Genomic DNA, 26,747 nt, shown 5'->3' with positions numbered 1-26,747 from the left:
AGTCCACGGATTTTTTTTATAACTTTGACTTCGTTATGAACACGAAGAAGTATCTATACATCCTTATCTTTTTACTGTTTGGCATTTTATCTGCCATAGCAGAAGATCGTGATGACTCTGATATAAAGATACTTCGTCGTATATGGAGTTATCGCTCCTCAATAGACACCTCGCTCATCAAAGCAGATACTACCTATAGTTACAATCGATTCTATATTCGTACCCAGCGTCGAAATATACTTCTCTTAGCCATTCCATCAATGTACGAAGTGGCTCACGGCAAACGTCGTGAATTCATGTTTGAGAACTATAATCGTGTTATCTTTAACGATCTTGATAACTACAAGCAGCAGACGCAAGTCTTTCTAAATACCATTCCGCACCGTCGACACACAATGTCTACGTTGAGCCAGTACATGACTCCAAAGATTTATGACGTCTATATGTTTGCCAATGAGCGTCTACTTTCGCCTTTTAATCGTGGTAACCGTCAGTATTACCGTTATTATGTAGGGCATATGGTTGGCAATGTTATAGATATTGAGTTCCGGCCAAAGACGCATAATACGCAATTAGTCTCGGGCCATTGCATTGTACATCCAGAAACAGGAAGAGTTGAATTTGTAGAGTTTGATGCAGAATTTGATATGATCAATTTTCATCTTTCACTCACGATGTCTTCTGAAGATATGAAGAGTATTCTCCCAACCCAATGTCGACTTAATGGCAGTTTTAAACTCTTGGGAAATCGTGTATCGTGTTCGCTTTATACTTCTTACGGACTAAAGAAGACATTACCAGACAGTATCAATAATGTGGAATCTACAGAATTAATGAACATAGTTCGTCCTTTTCCTCTTACTCACGCACAGACTATTGTTTACGACAAATATTACAGCCGAGAATTAGCCAAAATGTGGAAAAAAAAACATGGCAATTCTCCTTATATCGCCCCTACTCCAATAGCATCCACAAATTATACAGACACCACTCATATTGATACCATAAAGTTCAAAACCACTCATCCCAGTACTCATTTTTCGGATTCTTCTTATGTCAGCCATCCTAAATCACCATTGATGGTAGTAGGTGCTTCTGGGACAATCCACGAATCTGTCGATACAGTAGTGACGACAACCATTGTGAAGACAACTACCCCTTTTTATCATGTCGTCGATGATGTAGCCGACCATCTATGGAATCGTATCAGAGGGCATTTTGGCAGTAAGAAACAGGGTGAAATACGACTTAATCCACTTTTTAATCCACTTTATTTCGGCTACAATTCTCGTCGGGGATTAACCTATAAGTTTAAGGCACGAGGCACTTATAGATTTTCTGAAAATTCAGATATCAGCCTTGAGCTAAAAGCCGGTTATAGCTTTAAACAGCAATTAATCTATTATTCTATCCCTGCAACGATATTCTTTAACCATCGCAAGAACGCTTATATTCGTCTGCAACTAGCCAATGGTAACCGTATCAACAATTCACTTGTCGTAGATGCTTTAAAACAGGAAAAAAGAGATTCTATTAATTGGGATAAGATGAATCTTGATTATTTCAAGGATTTCTATTGGCGTACATATTTCAATTATGACTTTTCTACCCGACTAGGTATGCAGTTGGGAGTTATCTGCCACAAACGTTCAGCTGTCGATAAATCTGGCTATAATGCCCTAGGACAATCTGGCCGATTCAAGTCCGTTGCCCCTAATGCTAAACTCATCTATCGCCCAACTGGTTATAGTGGTCCTGCCATAGCTCTCTGTTATGAGCGAGGTATTAAAGGACTAATCGGTGCAAATCTTGAATACGAGCGTTTTGAAAGCGATATACAATATGTTTATCGCATGGCTGGTCGTAAATCATGGAGTTTTCGTACAGGTGGTGGATTTTACACCGACCGCAGTAAAGAGTGGTATTTCCTCGACTATGAGAATTTCTATGATGAAAATATCATCGGTGGATGGAACGATAAGTGGACTGGCAGTTTCGAGTTGCTTAATTCTCACTGGTATAATTCTTCCAAATATTACATTCGTGCAAATGCTGCCTATGAATCGCCATTACTGTTCTTGTACTGGGTACCGATATTGGGCCATTACGTAGAGCGTGAGTCGCTCTATGCTAGTCTGCTTCACGTTAGTAAATTAAAAGCTTACGGTGAAATCGGTTATTCTTTCAAAACACGCGTAATGACTCTTGCAGCTTTCATGGCTTTTGCTAATAAGCACGTCGATGGATTGGGGGTTAAGTTTGCTTTCGAACTTTTCAGAAGTTGGTAATGCTCATACTATAGCTTCATAATTTATAATGCAAGATCAGCATATACGATTTAGTCATAACCTAATATTACCTGATAAAAGAAATAAAAGATATACAAAATATACAATGATAAATCATCCAAAACCATTAACGGTATACAAAGCATCAGCAGGTTCGGGAAAAACATTTACCTTGACCAAGGAATACATCAAATTGGTTATCAAGGATCCTACTTGTTACCGCAATATTCTTGCTGTTACCTTTACTAATAAGGCCACAGAAGAGATGAAAATGCGAATTTTAAGCACTCTCTATGGCATTTGGAAACAACTTCCCGATTCAGTCGACTATTTGAAGCAAATTACGAAAGAAATCGATGTTTCGCCCGAACTTGCTTCAGCACAAGCAGGCAAAGCACTTTCGTTATTGGTTCATAATTATAATTACTTTCGTGTAGAAACCATCGATACATTCTTTCAGAGTGTATTACGTAATTTGGCTCGTGAGCTTGATTTAACAGCAAATCTGCGTATTGAGCTCAATGATTATCAAGTAGAAGATATGGCTGTCGACGAACTCATCGAGAATCTAAACACGACTTCTCGACTTCTACTTTGGATTATGGAGTATATACGCGAAAATATCAATGATGACAAAAGTTGGAATGTTATCGGCAAAATTAAGAGTTTTGGCATCCAGATTTTCAAAGAGTACTATAAGCAGCATAGCAAACAGCTCAACGCTACCTTGTCAGAACCTAACTTCTTCAAGACTTTTACAGACAGTATGAAGGATGTTATTAATAATGCTGATGATAAAGTAAAAATGATAGTATCGACTTTTGAGGATATACTGCAAGCGTACCACCTCGACATAACCGACTTTTCATACGGAGCTTCGGGTGTCTGTAGTTATTTTGTAAAACTCAAAAAAGGGATTTACGATGAAAGTTTGCTCACATCACGCGTGCTTAAAGGTATGGAAGACCCTAAGGCTTGGGTCAAAAAGTCTGGTCAAAATCGAGATTTAGCGCAAACAGCTGTCAATGAAGAATTATTCCAACTTCTCAAATTTGCGGAAGAAAAACGTCCCACCATCTGGCGAATGGCACAGAGTGCAAAACTCACCATGCGACATATCAATCAGCTGCGCTTGCTCAATAGCATCGAAGATAAAGTACGCGAGATGAATCAAGAAGCTAATCGGTTCTTGCTGAGTGATACGCAGACATTACTCCATTCACTTATTCAGAATAGTGACTCACCATTTATCTTTGAGAAAATTGGTACTCAATTAGAACATATCATGATTGATGAATTCCAAGATACCTCTACTATCCAATGGCAAAACTTTAAGGTGTTATTAGAGGAAACTATGAGTCATGGTAAGGAAAACCTGATTGTAGGTGATGTAAAGCAAAGTATTTATCGATGGCGAGATGGCGACTGGCGACTACTTAATGAAATACAAAACCAATTTGATAACAATGAACAGCAGTTGCAGATACAGCCACTGATGTACAATTACCGTTCTAATCGTAACATTGTCGAATTTAACAATCTGTTCTTCAGAGTAGCAGCCGATTACGAATATAATCAGCTCAAAAATGAAAATCCATTGGAAGCAGAACAGATGAAGTTAGCCTATGCCGATGTAGAACAGCGGGTACCTGAGGGAAAACCTGCAGCAGGAAAAGTAGAGATACATTTACTTGCAGACGAAGACTGGTCTGTCCGTACTCTAGAACTTACTGCACAGACTATCAATAATTTACACGACCAGGGTGTTCCATACAACAAGATAGCAATACTAACGCGAACTAATGGTAATATTCAAAGTATTGCCGATGAATTCATGAAAAATTATCCATCAATCCCATTGGTCAGCGATGAAGCCTTTCGTTTAGATGCATCTATGGCTGTCAATGTCATTATGGATGCCTTACATTTGCTTACTCACCCCAACGATATTCTTACTCGTGCTAATCTGGTGAAATCATATCGTAAGATTGTCGATGCAGAAGGCGTTACCGACACGCAATTATTCGTCATTCCATCGATAGATGATCGACAAGAACGAGAAAATGCTCTTATTGCACACATGAATCAATTTCTGCCATCAGAATTTGTGGAAACTAGCGATGAATTGGTTAGAATGCCGCTATTTGATCTTGTAGAGCGCTTGTTCGCACTCTTTGCCCTCCATAAACTGAGCGATCAAAGCGCCTATATCTGCGCCTTCTACGACACCCTTAATCACTTCATTACAGATTACACTACAGATATCGATGCTTTCGTAACAGAATGGGATAATAGACTACATCTCAAGACGATACAGAGTGATGAAATCAATGGCGTTCGCATACTTTCTATCCATAAAAGTAAAGGCTTGGAATTTGATCATGTTATTATCCCGTACTGCGACTGGCGTTTAGAGAAAGTAGGTACTAACATCTGGTGCGAACCTCAAGAAGAACCGTTTAATAGACTACCGTTGGTGCCTGTAGATTTCAGCAAAAAAGAGATGATGGGAACTATCTATGAACACGACTATCTGCACGAACACCTCCAAAATGTGGTTGACAATATGAATTTGCTTTATGTAGCCTTCACACGTGCTTCGCGTAATCTCTTTATTATCGGCCGACAAGGAAATGAGAGTATGCGTTCTGCGGTTATTCAAGAGGCTATGTATGATGACTGCTGGACACATGCCAAAGTGCCAGTCTTTATCGAAGGCTTACCTGATAAGTCTATTGATAAGAAGAAAGTGAAGAAGACTGATTCTGCAGAAGAACCAATTGATATTCTCTTTGAATATGGAGAACTCGATATCGCATCTGAAGAAAAACAGGAGAAACAATCTGACAACGTATTCAAGCAGCATATTGAGCCTGAATCACTTCAGATAACTAACTATGTAAATAAGGTTGAATTTAAACAAAGTAATAAAAGTCGCGATTTCATCGGGGGTGAAGACGATGACGAATTCATCCGTCAGCGTAATTATATTCAAATGGGTAATGTGCTTCATAATCTATTTAGTACTATACATACTGCCGATGATATAGAATCAGCTCTGCAACAACTCGAACTCGATGGTGTAATCTACGATAAAAATATCACTAAAGAAAAAATAGAAAAGATGTTGCGTAAGCGATTGGAAACTAAAGAAGTATCCGATTGGTTCTCCCCTCGTTGGACGCTTTTTAATGAGTGCTCTATCCTCTATGTAGAAGACGAGAAGGATGAAGAAGGTAACATAACGAGTAAAGTACAGGAACGGCGACCTGACCGCGTAATGACAGATGGTAATGAAATGATTGTGGTCGACTTCAAATTTGGCCGTTACAAAGAGGAATACGATAAGCAAGTACGCGAGTACATGTCGCTACTTCAAAGCATGGGATATCCCCAAGTTAAAGGCTACCTCTGGTTTGTCTATAAGAATGAAATTAAGGAGGTTACCTTATAATATCTATAAATACATCATAGCAAAATGAAAACATTTTTACAATATATAGCGCAAGATATTATCTCGAAATATGGCACTAATCTCTCCAGAATAGCTGTTGTATTCCCTAATAAGCGTGCAAGTCTGTTTCTCAATGAAGAACTTGCACGGTTGGCTGATAAGCCACTTTGGAGTCCTTCTTACATTACTATTAGTGATTTGTTTCGCCGTCATAGCAAACTACAGGCAGGAGATCCGATAAAACTCATTTGCGATCTTCACAAAGTATTCTGCAGCTGTACTGGTAGTAGTGAATCTCTCGATGAATTTTATGGTTGGGGGCAGTTGCTAATCGCTGATTTTGATGATATCGACAAAAATATGGCCGATGCAGATAAAGTATTCGCCAATCTGAAGGATATTCATGAACTCGATGACGTTACATATCTTACTGACGAACAGAAAGAAATGCTGCAGAAATTTTTCAGTAACTTCTCCGAGGAACATAATACCAAGCTGAAGGAACGTTTTCTTAGTCTGTGGAGCCACTTCGACGATATCTATCATCAGTTTAATACACGACTTATAGAACAGGGTATTGCTTATGAGGGTGCACTTTACCGTAAGGTTGTAGAAGATGCCGATATTGAATTTAATTTCGACACTTATCTTTTCGTCGGCTTCAACATGATGCAGAAAGTAGAGTTGAGTTTATGTGATCGCTTGCAGAAACAAGGAAAAGCAAAATTTTATTGGGATTACGATGATTATTATATGCAAACAGAGGCTGGCACTTACATTCGCCAATATCTCGCCCATTATCCGAATGAACTCGATAATACAAACAGCAATATCTATCATAATTTTACCAGACCCAAACAGGTTACATATATCAGTGCTGCCACAGAGAATATTCAGGCACGCTATGTAAGCGAATGGCTCAAGGCGAATAATCGTATAGAAGCAGGACGTCGAACTGCTGTCGTTATGGCCGACGAAGCATTGCTCAATACTGTTATTCACAGCTTACCTGAAGAAGTAACCAAAGTAAATGTTACAACAGGGTATCCTCTGGCACAAACTCCAGTAAGTTCATTTGTCGAAACTCTTATCCAGTTGCAGACCATAGGTCATCCGAAGGATACAGACCGATTCCGCCTACATCAGGTTAATGCAATCTTGCGTCATCCATACGCTCGTTATATTAGCGATAACTGCAAAGAGGTATACGACAACATTAATATTGTATCAAAGCGCTACTATCCTAGTATGAAAGATCTTGCCGGAGAAGACGAAAATCTAGCTCTACTCTTCAGTGACCTTTCTGCTGAGACTCAGTATCTGCACACAAAACGACTTGTTACCTGGCTTTGTGATGTGTTACAGTGTACCGGTCATCATGCCAAGGACGATAAAGATGCACTCTTCCAGGAATCACTTTTCCGCATGTACACCTTACTCAACCGTCTAGTAGGATTGATGGATACTGGAGATCTCGAAATAGATATCCAAACCTTTACCCGATTGCTTACACAGCTTATACAAAGTACGACCATCCCATTCCATGGAGAGCCTGCAGTGGGCATACAGGTTATGGGCGTACTCGAAACGCGAAATCTTGATTTCGATCATGTACTTATTTTATCATGCAACGAAGGCAATCTTCCTAAAGGTGTAAACGATTCATCATTCATACCATATTCCATTCGCAAGGCTTATGGACTTACTACTGTAGATAATAAAGTAGCCATATATGCCTACTATTTTCACAGTTTACTCCAGCGAGCAGGAGATGTAACACTCATATATAATAACTCTACCGAAGATGGTCATACTGGCGAAATGAGCCGCTTTATGCTACAAATGTTGGTAGAGAGTCCCTTCCTGATAAAGCAGAAAAGTTTGCGAGCAGGACAGATTCCGATCTCTACCCATCGTGAGGCTATACCTAAAGATGAAATTGTACTTAACAAGTTACAGCAAATCAATACGTTATCCCCATCTGCCATTAATCAGTACCTATTTTGTCAGCTTCGCTTCTACTATCGCTATATAGCAGGTATAAGTGAGCCTGATGAAAACGATGAAGATCAAATAGATAACCGTATTTTTGGTAACATTTTCCACCATGCATCCGAACTATTCTATAACCAGTTTGGTAAAGGTGCCGTTATACAACAAGGCGATATTGATGAATATCTCAAACGCCCAGAGTTATTAGGCAAACTTGTAGATGAAGCGTTCAGAGAGGATCTCTTTAACATCAAGGATCCGCATGGTTATCTGCCAGAGTACAATGGCTTACAGATTATCAATAGAGAAGTAATACTCAATTATATACTACAGTTATTGCGGCTCGACCGCGAACTAACACCATTCACCATACTTGGTACAGAAATAGGTGTCTATATGGATACTCAGATAAAGATTTCTACCGGTCAGCGTAGTTTGCGAATAGGCGGACTTATCGACCGTCTCGACAGTATCAATACGATGCCTGAAGGCGAGCGTATCAGAGTTGTTGATTATAAGACAGGTGTTTTGCCATCGCGCAAAGTATCATCCATAGACGACATTTTCGGCACTGAGTTTATACATCAGATGCACTCTGATTACTATCTTCAAAGTTTCCTCTATTCGTATATAATACGCCATAACCTGAAATACAATGCTGACAATCTGCCAGTAAGTCCCGCTCTTTTATTCATTCAGCATACTGGTGGTAAAGACTATGATCCTACCCTTATGATAGGCAAGGAAAAAGTAATAGATATTGATACTTATGCCGATGAATATAGTAAGAAATTACACGAAGTACTCACTGATATCTTTGAACCTGTCCTCAGTTTTGAGCCGACAGAACATAAAGACCGTTGCACCCTCTGTCCATATAATAAGTTATGTGGTAAATAAAAGGACTTAAGTTTATCCTAAGCCCTAGAGCAAAAGTACTACAGTATAATATATCTACTTGAATATCAATATGTTATATGTTTTTATATTTTCGATTTGAAAAGGCTTGGCATAAGTATGGTTTTTATGAGTTAAAAACATAGTGTTTAGGTAGTAAAAACATAGTGTTAGTTAGCTATAATCTATGTGTTTACCCTTCATCGGCTATGTTTTTTTGATATTTTATTTAACAATCTGCCCTTTTTGGGCTATAAAAATTAGCAGCAGTTCAACGATTATCATTGCGGCAGAATTCTGTGCATTGGTACTATTTACCCAGCTGCAGTCCTTGGGGCTGAGAATCCCCGAGGACTGCAGCACATGTTATCATTTTCCTTTCATTACTTTCTTTTTCAGTTTCTTAAGCTCACTAAGTGCTGCTTCACCAGCTTCAACCCCTCGCTGAATCATCATGTCGATTTTACCAGGTACAAAACTAGTCGCTTCAAAGCCCTTCAAGTCAGGATTGATATATATATCACAGTTAGCGCGGTTCTCATTATATTTAACGATATCTGGACGTGCTCTAAGCCATTGATATACTCGCCCTGTTAGAGTCTTACGAGCCTTAATTTCCCTCTTTACGCGCTCATGTTTATTTTGAGTAAGATCAATAGCAATGATTACATCTGCCCCCATCGCCCTACATACATCTACGGGTAGATTATTAAGAACTCCACCATCTACCAAAGTCGAATCACCCATCTTCACGGGTTTAAAAGCTCCAGGAATAGCCATCGACGCACGCATAGCCGTAGATAGTTTGCCACTCCCGATTACTACTTCTGACATTGTCTTCATATCGACAGCTACGCATCTGAACGGGATAGGCAACGCATCAAAGTTGATAGAATCGTGCAGATTTGTTATAGAGTCGATTAGTTCTACCACCTTATCACCACGAGAAGCACCAAAGCCTCTATCACCTACTTCGTCCTTATTTTTCTTACCCACAGGATACCCAAAGAAATAGGTTATTCCGCTTACCTTCTTTAAGGGCTTGCTTTTATAATCCATCTCACGATCATAGAGAAGTGATTTCCATTGCTGTGAACGGAAGAGCTTCTCGATGTCAGCTGCATGATAACCACAAGCATAGAGCCCACCCACAATAGACCCGATACTAGTACCTGAAATGAAATCGATAGGAATGCCACTCTTCTCAATAGCCTGAAGTACCCCCGTATGAGCAGCACCTTTAGCTCCACCTCCACCTAAAACGAGACCAACTTTAAGGCGATGCTTATAAGCATTCAGGGGTGTTTTTGCTACAGCTGAAAATAATACAGACTGCAATAATAGAACGACGGCTAAATAGTAAATGATTTTTTTCATTGATTTGTGCTGGTAAAAAGCATACTACAAAAGTAAACAAATTCTAAGTAGAAAATAGATAAAGGCTATCTAAAATGCTTTGAGATATAGCTAAAATATAAATCTCAGTGAGATTTTTACAAACCCCACTGCGATTTATCACTTTTTCAATGTAACGATAAACTATTAATAGCAGATTTTAAATGCGTATTAATTAGTTATTGTATCTTAATTATTAAGTCCTTAGTTTAAGGAAGTTAATACTAATAAATTAAAGAGTTACGAAGCTCGATTAAACTTATCTTTAGGCTGTTTACATCGAGGACACTTCCAATCATCTGGTAAATCTTCAAAAGCTACACCATCATGTTCTGCAGGATCATAAATATAACCACACACAGAACATACAAACTTGTCTGACGTTTCTTTCTTTGAGAAATCTACTTCTGGCCAAATAGTAGGAACAGGATTATTCAAATCCATTACACGCTTGGCTTCTAGATTTTCATATCCCTGTGGAGAATGGGTACCGCAATATACCGTAGGATGATTATTGATAAATTCACGAATACGATTTTGAGTTATACGGGCAGCTTCCTTGTCATCGTATACAATAGAGAGCTTGTCTGCATAGAGAGCTTCGTCAATATAAGTAATATCACCCTGAAGCATATAAAACAAACCATCATTTTCCACGATAATGATACTATTACCTTTAGTATGACCTGTAGCCTTAATGAGATAGATACCATCGGCGATTTTTTGCGACTCAGGGAAATTATAATATGCACCATCTGTAAAACTAACAGGTACAAGATTATCGAGGCCTTTTAGTTCATCTGCATCTATCTCGTTTGCATTCACATATACCTTAGCATTAGGAAATGAACGCAATTCACCTGAATGATCAGCATGTCGATGTGTCAGCAAAACCTTTGTTACCTGTTCTGGCTGATAACCAAGAGCCTTAAAAGCTTCCATATAAGAACAGATATCCTTACCCGTGTATATGTTCGTATTTTCATCGGGCGACTCTTCTGGGGTACCGGCCGGAATACCGGTATCTACTAATATAACCTCACTACCCGTATCTATCAAATAGTTTTGAAGACTTCCACGATAGCGAACATTCTTGTCAAACTTTTCCATACCTTCTTCACCACCGAATGCAAAAGGCTGAGTACAGAAACCTTCTTTCCTAAATTTTACAGCTTTAATTTCCATAATACGATTTAATAATAAATGATTTTGCGAATATAATTGTACTGTCCGAAAGTCAACTTTTTTATCGACTTACGCAACTACACAGTTTTATTTTAACTTACGACTTTTTCCTTCGTATTTTTTATATTGATAGATCCACTAATCTATCAATCATTATGATATAATCCGTCTTAATCAAAGAGTTTTTTCCAGATCCACAATACAGCTACAGCACCAACCACACAAAATACGAAATTGGTAAAGTAGCCTTTGCCAAACAAATCGATATTCAGTAAATGACTGATAAAAGTACCAGCATAACTACCTATGATGCCTACAAAAAGATTCATACAACATCCTTTGCCTTCACCGCTCATAATCCGGTTGGCAATGTAGCCAATAAAGATACCTGTCAGTATTGGCCACGCTGTAAATTCAATGATGTGATCTAACATATTCTGAATTCTTTTCTTGCAAATATAAGTAAATTTCCTATATGTTATTCTTTTTTATATAAGAAAATGCACACTCAAGTGTTTTTATCTCTTGATTACTTTGGTAAATCAGCGTTTTTTGTAACTTTGCACCTGTTTGATTAAAACATAAGCTATGACAGGGACTGATTGGAAAAGCGCATTAGCTGCACTGGGTGGAGCTAGCGATAACGAGAAAGAGGACACTTCTATTAATAATAATGGTATTAATGTAGATACGGAAAAAAAAAATAAGAAAGACGTTAATCGAAAAAAACGAGTTGGCGTGGTCTACTCTACTAATCCTGATTTCGGCTATGCTGAAGAAGAGAAGGAAAAAACAGATACTCTACCAAATAATCAACAAAAGCTGCGTCTGAATATGGAACGTACAGGTAGAGGAGGCAAAACTGTGACGCTGATAAAGGGATTTGTAGGATCTGATGACGATATTCTCGCTCTTTGTAAACTGCTGAAACAAAAATGTGGCGTTGGCGGAAGTGTAAAAGATGGAGAAATTATAATTCAGGGAGATCATCGTACGCGACTGATACAACTACTGAAGAATGAAGGTTATACACAAGCTAAATAACTTAACTTACGAAATTCACTTTTTACAATCATATACATTCAATAATGAAATCATTGTTTTTACGACTTAAGGCATGGCTACAAGGACTATCTTTCCGCACAGGAGCATTCATTCTTCTGATGGCCATTCCCTTTTATATTTTATCGTTTGCTCAAACGCTAATTCCTTCTGAATATCTGTCCGTTAAGGACAAAGGCATTCTCTTTACTGTATTTTTCGGTTTAGCTAAAACATGCCAATACGGTGGTCTTACCATTCTTGGCACAGAAGGATACAAAAAGGTAAAAAGCTGGTTAACACACTAAAAATCACGACACAAGATTATTATACCGACTATAGACTTAGGACTGATACTATTTTTTGATATTCCACTACTATTTTTTCAAGAATATAAATTCGTAGGCCTAATCACTTTGTATTTTCAATTATTATACTTATATTTGTTGAAATAATATAACTAATACTATTAGTCCTAAATCTATATGGAAAATAAACGTTATGGTCATTTCGATGATGACAATCGTGAATATGTAATCACAGACCCCAAAACTCCTTGGCCATGGATTAACTATCTTGGCAACGATGATTTTTTCTCACTAATATCTAATACAGCTGGTGGCTACTCTTTTTATAAAGATGCTAAGTTCCGTCGCATTACACGCTATCGCTATAACGATGTACCGATGGATAATAACGGGCGCTACTTCTACATTAAGGATGGCGATACTATATGGAATCCTGGCTGGAAACCATGCAAGACTCCTCTTGACAGTTATGAGTGTCGACATGGCATGAACTATACTCGCATTATAGGTAGCAAGAATGGAATAGAGGCTAACGTTCTCTTCTTTGTACCTTTACACACCTGGGCTGAGGTACAAAAGATGACCATAACTAACAAGAATAATACGACGAAGAGCCTAAAACTCTTCTCGTTTGAGGAGTGGTGTCTTTGGAATGCTTCTACAGATATGGAAAATTTCCAGCGTAACTTCTCTACTGGAGAAGTGGAAATCGAGGGAAGTACAATCTATCATAAGACGGAATATCGAGAACGAAGAAACCATTTTGCTTTTTATCATGTCAACGTTCCTATTCAGGGCTTTGATACTGATCGCGAGAGTTTTGTAGGGCTATACAATGAATACGCTGAACCTCAAGCGGTTATAGATGGAAAACCTATGAATAGCTTTGCCCATGGCTGGAGTCCTATCGCTAGTCATTATATCGAGATTACCTTACAACCTGGCGAAAGCCAGGATCTCATTTTCATCCTTGGCTATGTAGAAAACGAGCAGGATAAAAAATGGGCTGGATATCAGACTATTAATAAGGAAAAAGCACACGAATTGATAGCATTGTATGATACAACAGAAAAGGTGGATACAGCCTTTGCTGATCTTAAACGCTACTGGGATAAACTACTCAATATCTATCGTGTTGAGTCGGGCAATGAGAAACTTGATCGTATGGTTAATATTTGGAATCAGTATCAGTGCATGATCACCTTCTGTATGAGCCGATCTGCCTCGTTCTTTGAGAGTGGTATCGGGCGCGGTATGGGTTTCCGAGATTCTAATCAAGATCTTGTTGGCTTCGTACATCAGATACCTGAGCGTGCCCGTCAACGTATCATCGACATCGCCAGTACCCAGTTTCCAGATGGTGGATGTTATCATCAGTATCAGCCGCTCACCAAGCGAGGCAATAATGATATCGGTGGCGGATTCAACGACGACCCGTGCTGGCTCATCTTTGGTACCGTGGCTTATATTAAGGAGACTGGTGATTTCAGTATACTCGACGAGCAAGTACCTTTTGATAACACACCTGGCACAGAGGTAAGTCTTTTTGAGCACTTACGCATATCACTCCATCATGTTATCAATCATCTTGGACCTCACAAGCTACCACTTATCGGCCGTGCTGATTGGAATGACTGTCTTAATCTCAACTGTTTCTCATATGATCCTAATGAAAGTTTCCAAACTACAGAAAATAAAAATGAAGGTAGTCAAGCAGAAAGTGTGATGATAGCTGGACTCTTTGTGGTTACTGGTCGCGATTATGTGGAACTTTGCAAGGCGATAGGTAAAAGCGATGAAGCTGAGCGTATGCAGATAGCTGTAGACAAGATGGTGCAAGCCATAAAAAAATATGGATGGGATGGCGAATGGTTCCTCCGTGCCTACGATTTTTATGGCAATAAGATAGGTAGTAATGAGAATGAAGAAGGTAAAATATTTATCGAGAGTCAGGGCTGGTGTACAATGGCTGGAATCGGAATCGAAGATGGACTTTGCGATAAGGCTTTAGACGCTGTAAAAGAGTACATGGAGTGCGAACATGGTATAGTACTCAATCATCCTGCCTTTACTACTTATCATGTAGAAATGGGCGAAATATCATCTTATCCAGAAGGCTACAAAGAGAATGCTGGTATTTTCTGTCACAATAATCCATGGATCATTATTGGTGAAACCGTAGATGGACGTGGCGATGATGCCTGGAGTCATTACACCAAGATATTACCATCTTACGTAGAAGAAAAATATCAGACTCTACATAAAGTAGAACCATATGTTAACTGCCAGATGGTTGCCGGAAAAGATGCATTTCGTCCAGGCGAAGGTAAAAATTCATGGCTTACTGGTACAGCTGCATGGATGTGGTATACTATTAGTCAATTTATATTAGGTATTAAACCCGACTATAACGGTTTACTTATCGATCCTTGTCTCCCTAAAACAGCTAAAGAATATACCGTATACCGTAAGTTCCGCGAAGCAGAATATACCATTCACATCAGTAATATGGATGGCAATAACAAGGGGGTTAAGCAGATTTCTGTAGATGGAAAGGCGATAAAAGGTAATCTAGTGCCTTATGCAGCAGGCAAACATACCATAGAAGTGTACATGTAATAATATGAATTCCCAAGATAAGGAATACTAAACCCTATCTTGGGAATTCGTTTACCAACCGAAAGCTTTGGCACCATTCATCCATTTATGCTGAGCACGCAACACTTGCTCGATAATATCCCTGCCAATACCCTCTCCACCATTCTTATTACTCACATAATGAGCTATAGACTTAATGTCGGCACAAGCATCAGCCGGACAACAGGCACATCCACACCGGCTCATTATCTCATAGTCGGGAACATCATCGCCAACATAAATAATCTCTTCATCCTTCAAATCATTCTTTTCGAGAAATTCATTGTAGGTTTTAATTTTCACGGCACAGCCCATATAGATATCTTCTACACCTAAACGAGAATAACGTAATCTGATAGCTTCTGTTTTTCCACCTGTAAGAATAGCTATACGCAACCCCATCTTTACAGCCAACTGAATGGCATAACCATCTTGAATATTGACCGTTCTGAGAGGTTCTCCATCTGCCGATAACGTAATCGTCTGCCGAGAAAGTACACCATCAACATCAAAGATAATAGCTTTAATTTGGGATAAATCATAATTTATCATATCATTCACCCTTTCTTCTTAATTCCGTACGATGTATACTAACGCTCATGCGATCGTATAAGTCTTTCATAAGTGGATTATCCTTGAGAAGTAGCGATTGTGATCTGATTACATTCTCATCATAACGCAGGGCGGGACCTGTTTGGGCGTCAGCTGGAGACAGATGATGTACTTTTTGTGCAGTCTCGTCAATCAATGGTAGCATGACGTCAAACGGGATACCATGGGCTTGCAACACTTCAGACGAAAGTTCATAACAATGATTTACAAAATTACAAGCAAATACAGCACCAAGATGTAGATATTTACGATCTTCAGACGACAGTTGATAGCATCGATCTGAAAATGTATGTACAAATTCTTCAAGTAGCTGAAGTGTATAATCGTCATTACCCTCGATAAAGCACGGTATCACAGAGAAATCTACTTCTTTCTGTTTCGAAAATGATTGCATAGGATAAAGTACACCATAGTGAAGCGCCATACCTTGAAACAAATTCATTGGCATACTACCAGCAGTATGTACAAACACCTTGTTTTCACGCCCAGCACATACCTTAGGAATCAATTCTGCCAGTACACTGTCTTTTACAGACAATATATAGAGGTCTGCATCAGCCCTAACCGACGTAATATCAGTAGTAGGCGCACCACCCGCCAATGTAGCTAAAGCTTGAGCCGATTCCATGGTTCTGCTATATACCTGAATAATATCATGACCTGACTGCAATAAAGCTTTGGCAAGATTTGTTGCGAGATTTCCCGCACCGATAAAAATAACTTTCATAAATTAATATTTCATTCTTTGTACCACAAAGATAATAATTCTTCATCATAAATATGAGTGCACTTCACTTATTTTTTGTATTTTTGCATTATGAAAGGTGTAACCATTAAAATATTTACAAAAGCTAAAGATTTGCCCCATTTATCCAGCCGCAAATTTTTTCATAGCAAAGAACTCTTCGATATCACAGCGCAGAGTCCAGGCTGTTCACCTTACATGTTCGTCGCTTATAATGAGCAAAGCGAAATCATTGCCCATCTGTTAGCCACCCTTCGCCATAGAGGTTCATTACTTCCACCTTATATATATACCCATGTACGTGTATATGGTAAGGGGGAATATGCAGCGGGAGTTAATCAGGAAGAATTATTCGATCTATTTGTTAAGGCTATAAATCGTAAGTTCAGATGGCATCTATGTTTTTACATGGAATTTTCGGATATTCACCCTAAAATGTTTGGCTATGGAGTGTTCCGTCGCAATGGCTATTTTCCGATACCATGGCAAGAAGTACACAATTCACTCCACAGTCATACACCAGAAGAGCGACTTACCAACAAGCAGATAAAGCGTATTAGGCGCCTGGAGCAAGTGGGCGTATCGACTTACGAAGCAAAAACCCCCGAGGACCTGGACAATTTCTATCAGATGCTCAAAAGTTTTAGCGCTACACGACTTCGCCGATATATACCACCTAAGGAGCAGTTTTTACAACTTCGAAAAAACGAGAATGCTCGCATCTTGATTACAAAAATACACGATAAGATTATCGGCGGATGTGCGCTTGTATTTAGCGAGAACAATGCCTTTTTATGGTATCTAGCTTCCAAGAAAAGACGTTTCTTACTCTATCATCCTAACTTTATGACAGTATGGGGCGCTATCAAGTATGCGCAAGCTAGTAAATGTGATCATATCTATTTTATGGATGTGGGGTTACCATTCCGCAAAAATCATTTTCGCAGTTTTATCCTTAGTTTTGGAGGTAAACCTGTAGCTAAATACCGCTGGTTTAAGTTTTGGTGGGCATGGCTCAACCGACTATTCTCGTGGCTTTATCGCGAATAACAGTCATAAACAGCATAAAAATAGGGCGTACCCTACGAGAAAAGGTACGCCCTATACTTATTATTATGTATGATAGCAACTACACTTTAGTAATTACACCTCGTCACCCGCATATAAGAACGGCATCATCGGTGTAGAATACTCAAAGAATTCATCATCCTTAAAGAATCTCTTCAATTCTATCTTCGCATTTTCTACACTATCGCTAGCATGCACAATATTTTCTTGACCAGAGATTGAGAAATCGCCACGAATAGTACCAGCTGCAGCCTTACGACCATTGGTGGCACCCGTGATAGAGCGAACTACTTCAACAGCATCAAGTCCTTCGAATGCACATACGATAACCGGGCTTGCCATCATAGCATCTTTTAACATCTGGAAGAAAGGTTTGCCTGCAAGATGAGCATAGTGCTCACTAAGTTGCTCGTCTGTGAGCTGAGCCATTTTCAAACCAATCAAATGCAAGCCTTTACGTTCGAATCTTGTTAACACTTCACCTATCAATCCACGCATTACACATGAAGGCTTCAAGATAACCAATGTTTTTTCCATTATGAATATAATTTATTAAGGATTATTGTAATCTGCTGACAAAGATACAAATATTTAAATTAATCTCCAAATAATAATTGTTTAATCATTGTTTCCAACTTTCATCAGCATGATACCAATAAATATCCAGATAATCTCTCGCACACGGCAGATGATACTGACAAAGATACCCAAGGCCGCTGATAACCCCATGGTGGCTATCGAAATAACAAAGCCTCCCTCTTGCACGCCCAACTGCATTGGAAGAAAGCCTATTAGATTAGCCAACAATGTGGTAAACGATAGTATCAAGATGGAATGCATAAAGGTAAGAAATAGTCCACTAAAACCTCCACCACAATCGATGCCGAAAAGGAGTAACATAAACATGATCTCTAGGCTTTGCACAATACGTGATAGATATTCCAGTGACAAACTGCTATAGAAGGCTTTCTTTTCCTGAGCATGCAAGGCTGCTATCTGATGATCTATATGCTGTAGAGTATCAGCATGGTTAGCTTGGAATCGCAAACTCCAATTTTTTAAGCCAGGAATCTTACCGATTAATCTAATTAATTTTACGACTAAACCGTTACGATAACCCTTACTGAAGAAATAAAAAGCAATACTACAAAATACAGCAATAATGGCCAGTACAGCTGCTGTAGGTACATTCATCGGCATATCACCAATAACGACCAACCCAAGATAAAAGAAAATAGAGGTAAACCAGAGCCAGAAATGAGCAAAAATATGCATCATCGCGTACAGAATAACGGATGAGGTTGCATGTTCTTTGCTCATATTGCGCGTTAACTCTACGATGCGATAAGGCTCACCGCCAAGACCACCAACTGGTGTAGCATAGTTAAGCGCATATCCAGTAATGGTCAGTTTGAAAACTCTTAAGAAACTAACATGTTCATCTTCACTCTTATTACCCTGAATAATACAATACCATGCCCATGCATTAATGCCGTAGATGACAACCCAAATACCAATAATTGGAATAAGCCAATAACCGGCTCTTTTGAGATGCCCCCATAGCTCCACGAAACTTACATCAAAGGTAAAGAGCATAATGACTACTGCTGCTATACCGAGGATAAAAAAGAAATTATTGAGCCCTTGTTTTGTTAACTTCATAACCGATGGCTTTACAAGTTCTGAGCTATCTTCTTACAGAAAGCCTCATGACGATGATTAATATAATAGGTAAGCAAAGACATACCGATAATCTCAAACAGAAAGTTGGCTACAGGGATATCAAGTAGACAGAAGATAAAGAACATTCCTGAACGGAAATTAAAGGTAAGCAACCCATTCCACTTCATGATAGCCAATGAGTTACGATGAATTTCTTCACGCACTTCTGCAGGTATCTTATCTACCGATCCATACTTATCCTTAAGCTTACCCATCAGCTTCTGAAACTCAGGAGTAGCCTTCTCTTGCTTCTTCGTGTAACCTACATATGATTTTAGAAAATACTTCCAAATAAGGTTGCCCTTCCACGGAGTCTCGTCATAGAGCTTTTGCTGCTGTGCAGAATTATCAAGCTCACTACCCTTTTCACCCTTTAAGAAGAAAAGATGTATCTGAATATAGTAGTCTGCCAATCTCTGCTGACCGCCCATACCAAGAAATCCAGAAATAAGAGCGAGCACGAATACTACACCCGTTGCGATATACGTATTATCCATCGTATTATCGATATCTAACCACGAAAACTCTATATCATGATAGTTATAGAATCGATATACCAAGCCAAGATAAATAGGCACAAACCATACGAATCCAGCAGCCCCATCCAGGATACGTCCCATTTGACTCTTCTTGCCTGTCATACGAGCCAGCTGACCATCGGTACAGTCGTATATATCAGCCCAAATAAGTAGGAAAATGGCGATAAGATTATACACCAAACCCTCCATACCCTCATAATAATAACATCCATGTGCATAAAAATAGGTACTAGCCGCACCAATGATCATCGACATGATCGTTACCATATTCGGGTGAACACCCAACTTCGCAAAACCTACAGCACAATAATAACTAAGAGGTCGTACAAAATGATAATCAAGCCAGTCTTCAGTCTCAGAAGACTTTAGTGTTGATTGTACTTTTTCGTTCATTTTTATCAATTTTTTGTTTTGTAAGGCAAAATTACGGATATTAGCTGAAAGATACCCCTTATAATTGTTAATATTTGTTTATTGTAACTAACTATCCAAGCGAAAAACAAGATATCTTTTCACAAAATGGTCTATTTTTCATCAATAATAGTCATTTTTCCCCGTCTATACTAATAATTTACACCTCACCAAGCAGTTTTAGCATAAAAATAACCCTTCATTTAATATATTTTTAGTAATTTTGCCGTGCTTGTACGAGAAGATAAGTCTGTAATATGTGCATACTAATAATCGACAAGTAACCATCGGGCCATATAAGCCAAAACATGAGTGATAACAAAAATATAAGATATAAATATGAATTTTCTTGATAGAAACGAATTTAATTTCAAACCTTCTCAGAAGGTAATCGATGCTATTAAGAGTTTTGACCCTGAGACTCTTTGTTTTTACACCCGTATTTACGACGAAGGTAAGAAAAGTGTAGTATCAGTACGGTTGAGTGAAATCTATGGTGTACCAGAAGAGCAGGTACTACTAGGTTATGGTGGTGAAGATATACTGAAAAACACCGTACACTACTACTTGTCTAAGGGCGACAACAATACCATTATGATACCACAATTCTCATGGTGGTATTATAACCGTATCGCTGGCGAATGCGGCGGAACTTTCGAGATGTACCCACTCTATGAGACAGGTGACACCTTTGCATATGATGTCGATGAAGTTATCGCATACGCTAACCGCATCCACCCACGCATGGTTTTGTTAGCTTCTCCTAACAACCCTACAGGTAACTCTCTCACATCAGAAGAAATCGGTCGCATTGCCGATAATGTACCTTCAGACACCATGATCTTGGTAGACGAAGCATACGCCTCTTTCATCACTTCTGATGTAGACTATATTGCTCCACTGGTTAACAAACACCACAATCTTATCATTTCGCGTACATTATCTAAGTTTTACGGTCTTCCTGGGCTTCGCATGGGCTTCGGATTCATCGGTAAAGGCAATGAAGACTTCTTAAACTATGCCAATAAGTACTTAGGCTATAACCGCTTTAGCGAGGCTGTAGCTTTAGCTGCTCTCGAGAGTGACGAGCACTATCGTAATGTAGCCAATGATATGGAATGGGATCGACAACTTTTCAAGAGCGAACTCGGCAATCTTCCAGGTTTTAAGGTATATAAGAGTGTAGCCAACTTTATTCTTGTGAAATACCCTGTTGCTATTAAGGAGAAATTACAAGAAGAACTGAAGGCTCAAAACTACAAGATAAAATTCATGACTGATAAAGGTCTCGAAGACTGCCTTCGCATTACTCTTGGCCGTCGCGAACAGATTCAGGTAGTGGTAGACACCATTAAACGTATTGCTACTGCTCTATAAGATGTACAACAATAGCAGAATAAAGTCATAACACGATCGATATGAAAGCAGTAATATTAGCAGCTGGCACAGCATCGCGTCTACGCCCACTTACAGAGCACACCCCAAAGTGTCTGCTCCAAATTGGTGAGCGGTGCCTATTGCAACGAAGCATGGATGCCCTTATCCAGAATGGCATCGACCAATTTGTCATCGTAACCGGCTATCTCCATGAGATGATCGAGAACTTTGTAGCTCAGCAGTATGGCAACAGCATCAGTGTGAAGTATATTCACAACGAAGTATACAGCAGCACCAATAATATCTACTCACTATGGCTGGCTCGCCCAGAAGCTGAAAATCAGGATTTTCTCTTACTCGATAGCGATTTGCTCTACGATGCCAATATCGTGAAAGAAGTACTTGCCTGCGATGCCGACAATGTACTCACCCTTATCAAGCACGAATTGGGAGAAGAAGAGATGAAGGTAGTCATCGACGAGAAAGGTGTAATCCGAGAGATTAGTAAGACCTGTAACGTAGCCGATGCTGCAGGTGAAAGTCTTGGTATAGAGAAAATCGGTAAAGCCTACTCTATAGCCCTTTACCACGAACTTGAAGTCATGATGAATCAGGAACATCTTGAAAACAAATTCTACGAATTAGCTTTTGAACGACTTATTCCACAAGGTCATAGCTATCGTGTAATCGACGTAACCCGCTATTTTTCATGCGAATTAGACACAGTAGAAGACTTTAATAATGCCAAAGACAAAATACCGGCAGAATTATACTAATCATCATTAGAGTCTATATCTTGGGGTTCGGGTAAAATTATTATTCACCGTATTCATGAAAAATGCCCCCACCTTATTATAATATAAAAGAGGATGAGTCTAAATTTTTTAGGCACATTCTCTTTTTTTATTCTTACGCCCTCCCCCGATAGTAAATTTATTCTTTCTGTTAATCATATTTCATTTTTTGAAATTTCAAGCAAATTGTTCTATTATGTCTTTAACAGAATAACAAGTCCATATATATCTTTCGAAGATAAAAGTCACAACATATATAAAGAGTAAAGATTGTCATATTATGAGGAAATATTATCACTTGTAGTTTAGATAAGAACAATAATAAACGATAAACGACTCTGTTTCGGACATTTTTAGTAAATTTGCTTTTGAATTCTAACAAACAAATCAATCATTTTACACAATAATATTATAATATGAAACGAATTACTTATATGGTTGTGGCTATGACCAGTTTTCTGCTTAATACCACACCCATGAAAGCTCAGTCACCATCAAATACTTGGAATCCGAATTTACCAGGTGGTAAATATCGAAATCCGATCATCGATGCTGACTATAGCGACCCCGATGTTTGTCGTGTAGGCAACGACTATTATATGACTTCTTCTTCATTTGCTAATTTCCCGGGGTTACAGATTTTACACTCCACCGACCTCGTCAACTGGGAACTAATAGGTTCAGCCTTCAAGGATGGCTACCCTGTGTTACCAGAGTATCAAGGTACCGACCTCGACTGGCATAAGAAGATACAGCATGGCAACTATGTATGGGCCCCATCCATACGTTATCACGATGGCTGGTTTTACATCTACTGTGGCGATCCTGACCAGGGACTTTTCATGACAAAGACTAGAAATCCGCGTGAAACATGGTCTGAGCCTGTATGGGTAATGAAAGGTAAAGGTCTTATCGACTGCTGTCCACTTTGGGATGAAGATGGCAAAGCCTATCTCAGTCACGGATGTGCAGGTTCACGAGCAGGAGTAAAGTCAGTACTCTTCGTAGCCCCTATGTCTCCAGACGGTACCAAAGTTATCGGTCCGTCTCAAATTGTATACGACGGTCACGAAGATCAACCTACCATCGAGGGAACAAAGTTTTATAAGCGTAACGGCTATTACTACATTTTCTCACCAGCTGGAGGTGTAAAATATGGTTGGCAAGTAGAACTCCGCTCCAAGAATCCCTATGGCCCATACGAAGAATATGTTGGTTTGGCACAGGGCAAATCTAAGATTAATGGTCCACACCAGGGGGCATGGGTAGACACTCAGAATGGTGAAGACTGGTTTTTGCATTTTCAGGATAAGCACGCTTACGGGCGCGTAGTACACCTACAGCCAGCACGATGGAAAAACGACTGGCTTGTTATCGGTGAGGACAAAGATGGAGACGGCTGTGGCGACCCTGTACAAACTTGGAAGAAACCTAATCTGCCATCAAGTGGTAATTTTCAGCCAGCCGAAGATGACGATTTTAACTCTACTACATTAGGTTTGCAGTGGCAGTTTGAAGGCCCTTACAGTCAATATTGGTACTTCTGCGATGCAGCAAAAAGCAAACTTCGCCTCTATGGCGTACAAGCACCTGACAACTATAAAAACTTATCAGACCTTCAAAATGCTTTGATGCAGAAATTACCAACAGAGAACTTTACAGCTACTGCTAAACTAAAGTTTATTCCAAATCCATCATACAAGCAGAAGGGCGAAGAAGCTGGCTTTATGATTAAAGGTCTAGACTATGCTGCCCTGAAATTTGTATCTACAGAGAATGGGTGCGTACTGCGATACGTAACCTGCCTTGGAGCACAAAAAGGCAAAGCCGAAAAGACAATAGCCGAAATACCGGTAAAGATGGTAAAGCAAGCCAAGCCATACACTCAAAAATATGCAGTAGACGACATACCACAGCCTAGAATGGGCACAGTAGATGTATATGTTAGAGCAGAAGTAAAGAGTAGTGGCATTGGCAATAACATTAAGAGTCATGCACAATTCTACTACAGTCTTGATGGCAAAAAATACAGCAAAATGGGTACACCATTCGAAGTAAAAGAAGGCAAATGGGTAGGCGCTAAAATCGGATTTTTCAATATGCGTCCAGAGACTAAGAATGATGCAGCCTTCTTAGACATAGATTGGATCAGATTTACAAAATAAGTCCTCCCCATCACTACAAAAAAGCTATACATAAAGATAAAAAAACATTGAGAGCTGAGATACATTCTCAGCTCTCAATGTTTACACACTTAAACCCAATAGCGGGTGAAGAGCCGTACGGACAAACCCTAAAGGAATGTTGCCATTTCGTAATATTCTGTCAGGCAATAGTATTAATTTCACTGATAAATCGCGAATAGACTCTTCGAGAGAATGCAATTGATATAAATGTTCAAGATACTCAAATGATAATTCATCGGCCACGGTACGGCTTTCCTCACTATCATACTTCTCATGAAGCGAGGCCAGTTGTCGAGACAAAATATGCTTTCTCTCCAAGTAATCAGGATAAGCATCGCGGATATAATCCTCTTCGAGTATAATTTTCTGACAATTGAGATATATCTGCCTAAGCAGATCATGAGCAGTTTCGACACCGTATTTATCGAGATAACTATAGGTATCTGAAGCTGAATACTCTAAGTCACGTCTCAGTCTTACACCTTTAAAAGGTACAGTCATCTGTACTTCGATAGAAGATGCTGAAATGTAATTAATTTTACCTATTAATTCTATCCCGTCAAAATTTACTCTGACCGTTTTACCGATACTTAAAATAGTTTTTGCACTCATAACGTTTCTTTTTTAGTTAAAACACTCACATCATATATCCCACCGTGGCTACGCTATAGTAAGCTCGGTTGGTGGCAACACACGTTGCATCTCTTGATATTTATTTCCGACTACAAAGATAAGCTATTCTTCCCTATTCCGAAATACCATTTATTAGCCATTTTTTATGGCATATAATAGGTATCTAAACCGACGTAACACACATAAAACTATGGAAAAAGGAAACATGAAAGACTATTATGCATATTATCATTAGTATTTTGATAGCTACTTTCGCGGCTCTAGATACCACCAGGTGCATGGAGCCCCCTTATATCTAAATACATTAAAAAGATAAGCAAATCGCTGTATATAAACTAAGCGAAGTAAAAAACAGATTACTACCAACACCCGAAAAATAAGAAAGTTTAATATTTTATAAATAATGAATGTTGGTCGGATAAGAAATTATTCGAAGAAAAATTTATACCTTTGTGCCACATATCAGACAAACTGCCTTGATAGAGAAATTAACATGTTAGACACCATAAAAATGACCAACAAAATAGAACCACACCAAGTTTTCAATGACGACATTCCTTACGAAGTGAGGATGAGATATATAATCGAGTCCTATCGTAAAGACATAAAAAGGCTGGAGCAACTCACCAAGTATACAAAAGGGCTAGAAGAAGAAAATGTAATGCTGCAGAAGGAACTTGATACTGTCCATGAATGGAACGAAACATATCATGAAAAGATGGCTATTATTAATCAGCAGCAATCTGAAATCAACAGGCTGAAAGGTTTGATAGTCAGAACTTTCCCCAAAAGAGTATTACAAAAACGCCTCTTAAAGCAGAAAATCAGAGATTTAGAGATATATTCGGCTTATCTAAAAAAAATGCTGCATGATAACGACATCGAATATAAGGAAAAAATGCCTAACTCCAATCGCAATGTTGAAAAAATCATAGCCGACGAGATAAACGAATTTGCAATAAGGGGGCCTAAAGAGAATTACTTTGTGTACGATTATCCTCGACCTGCATTAACAGCAGACTGTATTGTTATCACAAAAGAAGCTAAGCCCAGGGTGCTACTGATACAACGTGGTAGAGATCCCTATAAGGGGTGTTGGGCTTTCCCTGGCGGATTTTTAAATATGGATGAGACTATTGAGCAATGTGCTATCAGAGAACTGGAGGAAGAGACAGGTCTAAAAGTGGCAGCAGCTGAGCAAATTGGTACATACTCTAAGGTAGATCGTGATCCAAGAGGACGTACTATAACGGTGGCCTATCTGGCTATTATCGATGCACCTATAGACGTGAAAGGTCAAGACGATGCTGCCAAGGCACAGTGGTTCTCGATTACAGAGTTGCCACGTCTCGCTTTCGATCACGCAGACATCATAAGAGACGCTTTTGCATGCTATATTTGCAAAGTCGGCCACAAGTAAAAATGATATATTGTATCAACAAAATAACAAAAATATTACATAT

General features: G+C 39.0%; 20 protein-coding genes and 1 riboswitch. Of the genes, 11 read left to right on the top strand and 9 right to left on the bottom strand.

The annotated features are described in order from the left end of the window. The first annotated feature begins 35 nt into the window (after window positions 1-35). The 3 genes from L6469_RS03420 to L6469_RS03410 all read left to right on the top strand — a co-directional run bounded on the left by L6469_RS03420 (window position 36) and on the right by L6469_RS03410 (window position 8,634). Window positions 36-2,288, top strand: coding sequence for a DUF5686 family protein (locus L6469_RS03420; protein WP_006281358.1), 2,253 nt, complete (start codon window positions 36-38; stop codon window positions 2,286-2,288). 106 nt (window positions 2,289-2,394) lie between these two features. After that, window positions 2,395-5,742, top strand: a complete 3,348-nt coding sequence (locus L6469_RS03415) for a UvrD-helicase domain-containing protein (protein ID WP_006281359.1) — start codon at window positions 2,395-2,397, stop codon at window positions 5,740-5,742. 24 nt (window positions 5,743-5,766) lie between these two features. Further along, window positions 5,767-8,634 carry a PD-(D/E)XK nuclease family protein gene (locus tag L6469_RS03410; protein WP_006281360.1) on the top strand — a complete coding sequence of 956 codons (2,868 nt, stop codon included), beginning with the start codon at window positions 5,767-5,769 and terminating at the stop codon, window positions 8,632-8,634. A gap of 366 nt (window positions 8,635-9,000) precedes the next feature. Here the strand turns inward: L6469_RS03410 and L6469_RS03405 are convergent, their stop codons facing one another. The 3 genes from L6469_RS03405 to L6469_RS03390 form a co-directional block, all read right to left on the bottom strand. Next, window positions 9,001-10,008, bottom strand: a complete 1,008-nt coding sequence (locus L6469_RS03405) for a patatin-like phospholipase family protein (RefSeq protein WP_006281361.1) — start codon at window positions 10,006-10,008, stop codon at window positions 9,001-9,003. 258 nt (window positions 10,009-10,266) lie between these two features. Continuing rightward, on the bottom strand, window positions 10,267-11,211 hold the full coding sequence (locus tag L6469_RS14775) for an MBL fold metallo-hydrolase (RefSeq protein WP_006281362.1): 945 nt from the start codon (window positions 11,209-11,211) through the stop codon (window positions 10,267-10,269). Window positions 11,212-11,381: 170 nt separating this feature from the next. After that, window positions 11,382-11,645 carry a GlsB/YeaQ/YmgE family stress response membrane protein gene (locus L6469_RS03390; RefSeq protein ID WP_006281363.1) on the bottom strand — a complete coding sequence of 88 codons (264 nt, stop codon included), beginning with the start codon at window positions 11,643-11,645 and terminating at the stop codon, window positions 11,382-11,384. 244 nt (window positions 11,646-11,889) lie between these two features. Here L6469_RS03390 and L6469_RS03385 point away from each other — a divergent pair, with 244 nt between their 5' ends. The 3 genes from L6469_RS03385 to L6469_RS03375 all read left to right on the top strand — a co-directional run bounded on the left by L6469_RS03385 (window position 11,890) and on the right by L6469_RS03375 (window position 15,179). Continuing rightward, window positions 11,890-12,255, top strand: coding sequence for a translation initiation factor (locus L6469_RS03385; protein WP_039869471.1), 366 nt, complete (start codon window positions 11,890-11,892; stop codon window positions 12,253-12,255). Between the two features lie 44 nt (window positions 12,256-12,299). After that, on the top strand, window positions 12,300-12,560 hold the full coding sequence (locus tag L6469_RS03380; RefSeq protein ID WP_006281365.1) for a hypothetical protein: 261 nt from the start codon (window positions 12,300-12,302) through the stop codon (window positions 12,558-12,560). Window positions 12,561-12,737: 177 nt separating this feature from the next. Further along, complete coding sequence (locus L6469_RS03375) at window positions 12,738-15,179, top strand: GH36-type glycosyl hydrolase domain-containing protein (RefSeq protein WP_006281366.1); 2,442 nt, start codon at window positions 12,738-12,740, stop codon at window positions 15,177-15,179. A gap of 51 nt (window positions 15,180-15,230) precedes the next feature. Here the strand turns inward: L6469_RS03375 and L6469_RS03370 are convergent, their stop codons facing one another. Both L6469_RS03370 and L6469_RS03365 read right to left on the bottom strand, forming a co-directional pair. Continuing rightward, window positions 15,231-15,749: a KdsC family phosphatase gene (locus L6469_RS03370; RefSeq protein WP_006281367.1), complete on the bottom strand. Its 519-nt coding sequence runs from the start codon at window positions 15,747-15,749 to the stop codon at window positions 15,231-15,233. 1 nt (window position 15,750) lies between these two features. After that, the gene (locus L6469_RS03365) at window positions 15,751-16,536 is read right to left on the bottom strand and encodes a Rossmann-like and DUF2520 domain-containing protein (protein ID WP_006281368.1); all 786 of its coding nucleotides are present in this window, start codon (window positions 16,534-16,536) and stop codon (window positions 15,751-15,753) included. Window positions 16,537-16,626: 90 nt separating this feature from the next. Between L6469_RS03365 and L6469_RS03360 the strand changes: the two genes are divergently transcribed. Continuing rightward, window positions 16,627-17,604, top strand: coding sequence for a GNAT family N-acetyltransferase (locus L6469_RS03360; protein ID WP_006281369.1), 978 nt, complete (start codon window positions 16,627-16,629; stop codon window positions 17,602-17,604). A 93-nt stretch (window positions 17,605-17,697) separates the two neighbouring features. On the opposite strand, the gene ndk is transcribed toward L6469_RS03360, so the two are convergent. From ndk to L6469_RS03345, 3 genes are all read right to left on the bottom strand, one after another. Next, window positions 17,698-18,162, bottom strand: a complete 465-nt coding sequence (gene ndk, locus L6469_RS03355; protein WP_027453489.1) for a nucleoside-diphosphate kinase — start codon at window positions 18,160-18,162, stop codon at window positions 17,698-17,700. A 78-nt stretch (window positions 18,163-18,240) separates the two neighbouring features. Then, window positions 18,241-19,284: a lysylphosphatidylglycerol synthase transmembrane domain-containing protein gene (locus L6469_RS03350; protein WP_006281371.1), complete on the bottom strand. Its 1,044-nt coding sequence runs from the start codon at window positions 19,282-19,284 to the stop codon at window positions 18,241-18,243. Window positions 19,285-19,295: 11 nt separating this feature from the next. Beyond that, window positions 19,296-20,276 (bottom strand): CDP-alcohol phosphatidyltransferase family protein, encoded by a 981-nt coding sequence (locus L6469_RS03345; RefSeq protein WP_006281372.1) that lies wholly within the window; start codon window positions 20,274-20,276, stop codon window positions 19,296-19,298. Between the two features lie 357 nt (window positions 20,277-20,633). Here L6469_RS03345 and L6469_RS03340 point away from each other — a divergent pair, with 357 nt between their 5' ends. The 3 genes from L6469_RS03340 (at window position 20,634) to L6469_RS03330 (ending at window position 24,630) form a co-directional block, all read left to right on the top strand. After that, a complete protein-coding gene (locus tag L6469_RS03340) occupies window positions 20,634-21,671 on the top strand; it encodes a pyridoxal phosphate-dependent aminotransferase (RefSeq protein ID WP_006281373.1) in 1,038 nt (345 codons plus the stop codon). Window positions 21,672-21,712: 41 nt separating this feature from the next. Continuing rightward, on the top strand, window positions 21,713-22,447 hold the full coding sequence (locus tag L6469_RS03335; RefSeq protein WP_006281374.1) for a sugar phosphate nucleotidyltransferase: 735 nt from the start codon (window positions 21,713-21,715) through the stop codon (window positions 22,445-22,447). Window positions 22,448-22,881: 434 nt separating this feature from the next. After that, window positions 22,882-24,630, top strand: a complete 1,749-nt coding sequence (locus L6469_RS03330) for a glycoside hydrolase 43 family protein (RefSeq protein ID WP_039869453.1) — start codon at window positions 22,882-22,884, stop codon at window positions 24,628-24,630. Between the two features lie 81 nt (window positions 24,631-24,711). On the opposite strand, the gene L6469_RS03325 is transcribed toward L6469_RS03330, so the two are convergent. After that, a complete protein-coding gene (locus L6469_RS03325; RefSeq protein ID WP_006281376.1) occupies window positions 24,712-25,263 on the bottom strand; it encodes a hypothetical protein in 552 nt (183 codons plus the stop codon). Continuing rightward, window positions 25,262-25,368, bottom strand: a riboswitch (SAM-I-IV-variant riboswitch). Its footprint overlaps the gene before it by 2 nt. Window positions 25,369-25,795: 427 nt before the next feature. Here L6469_RS03325 and L6469_RS14740 point away from each other — a divergent pair. Continuing rightward, window positions 25,796-26,704, top strand: a complete 909-nt coding sequence (locus L6469_RS14740) for an NUDIX hydrolase (RefSeq protein WP_306432714.1) — start codon at window positions 25,796-25,798, stop codon at window positions 26,702-26,704. The last annotated feature ends 43 nt before the right edge of the window (window positions 26,705-26,747 follow it).

Origin of the sequence: Segatella baroniae B14, from assembly GCF_022024235.1 — a bacterium.
In the GTDB taxonomy this organism is placed as follows: Bacteria; Bacteroidota; Bacteroidia; order Bacteroidales; family Bacteroidaceae; genus Prevotella; species Prevotella bryantii.
The sequence above is the reverse complement of the archived record's forward strand: the minus strand, read 5'-3'. Positions and strand labels throughout refer to the sequence as shown.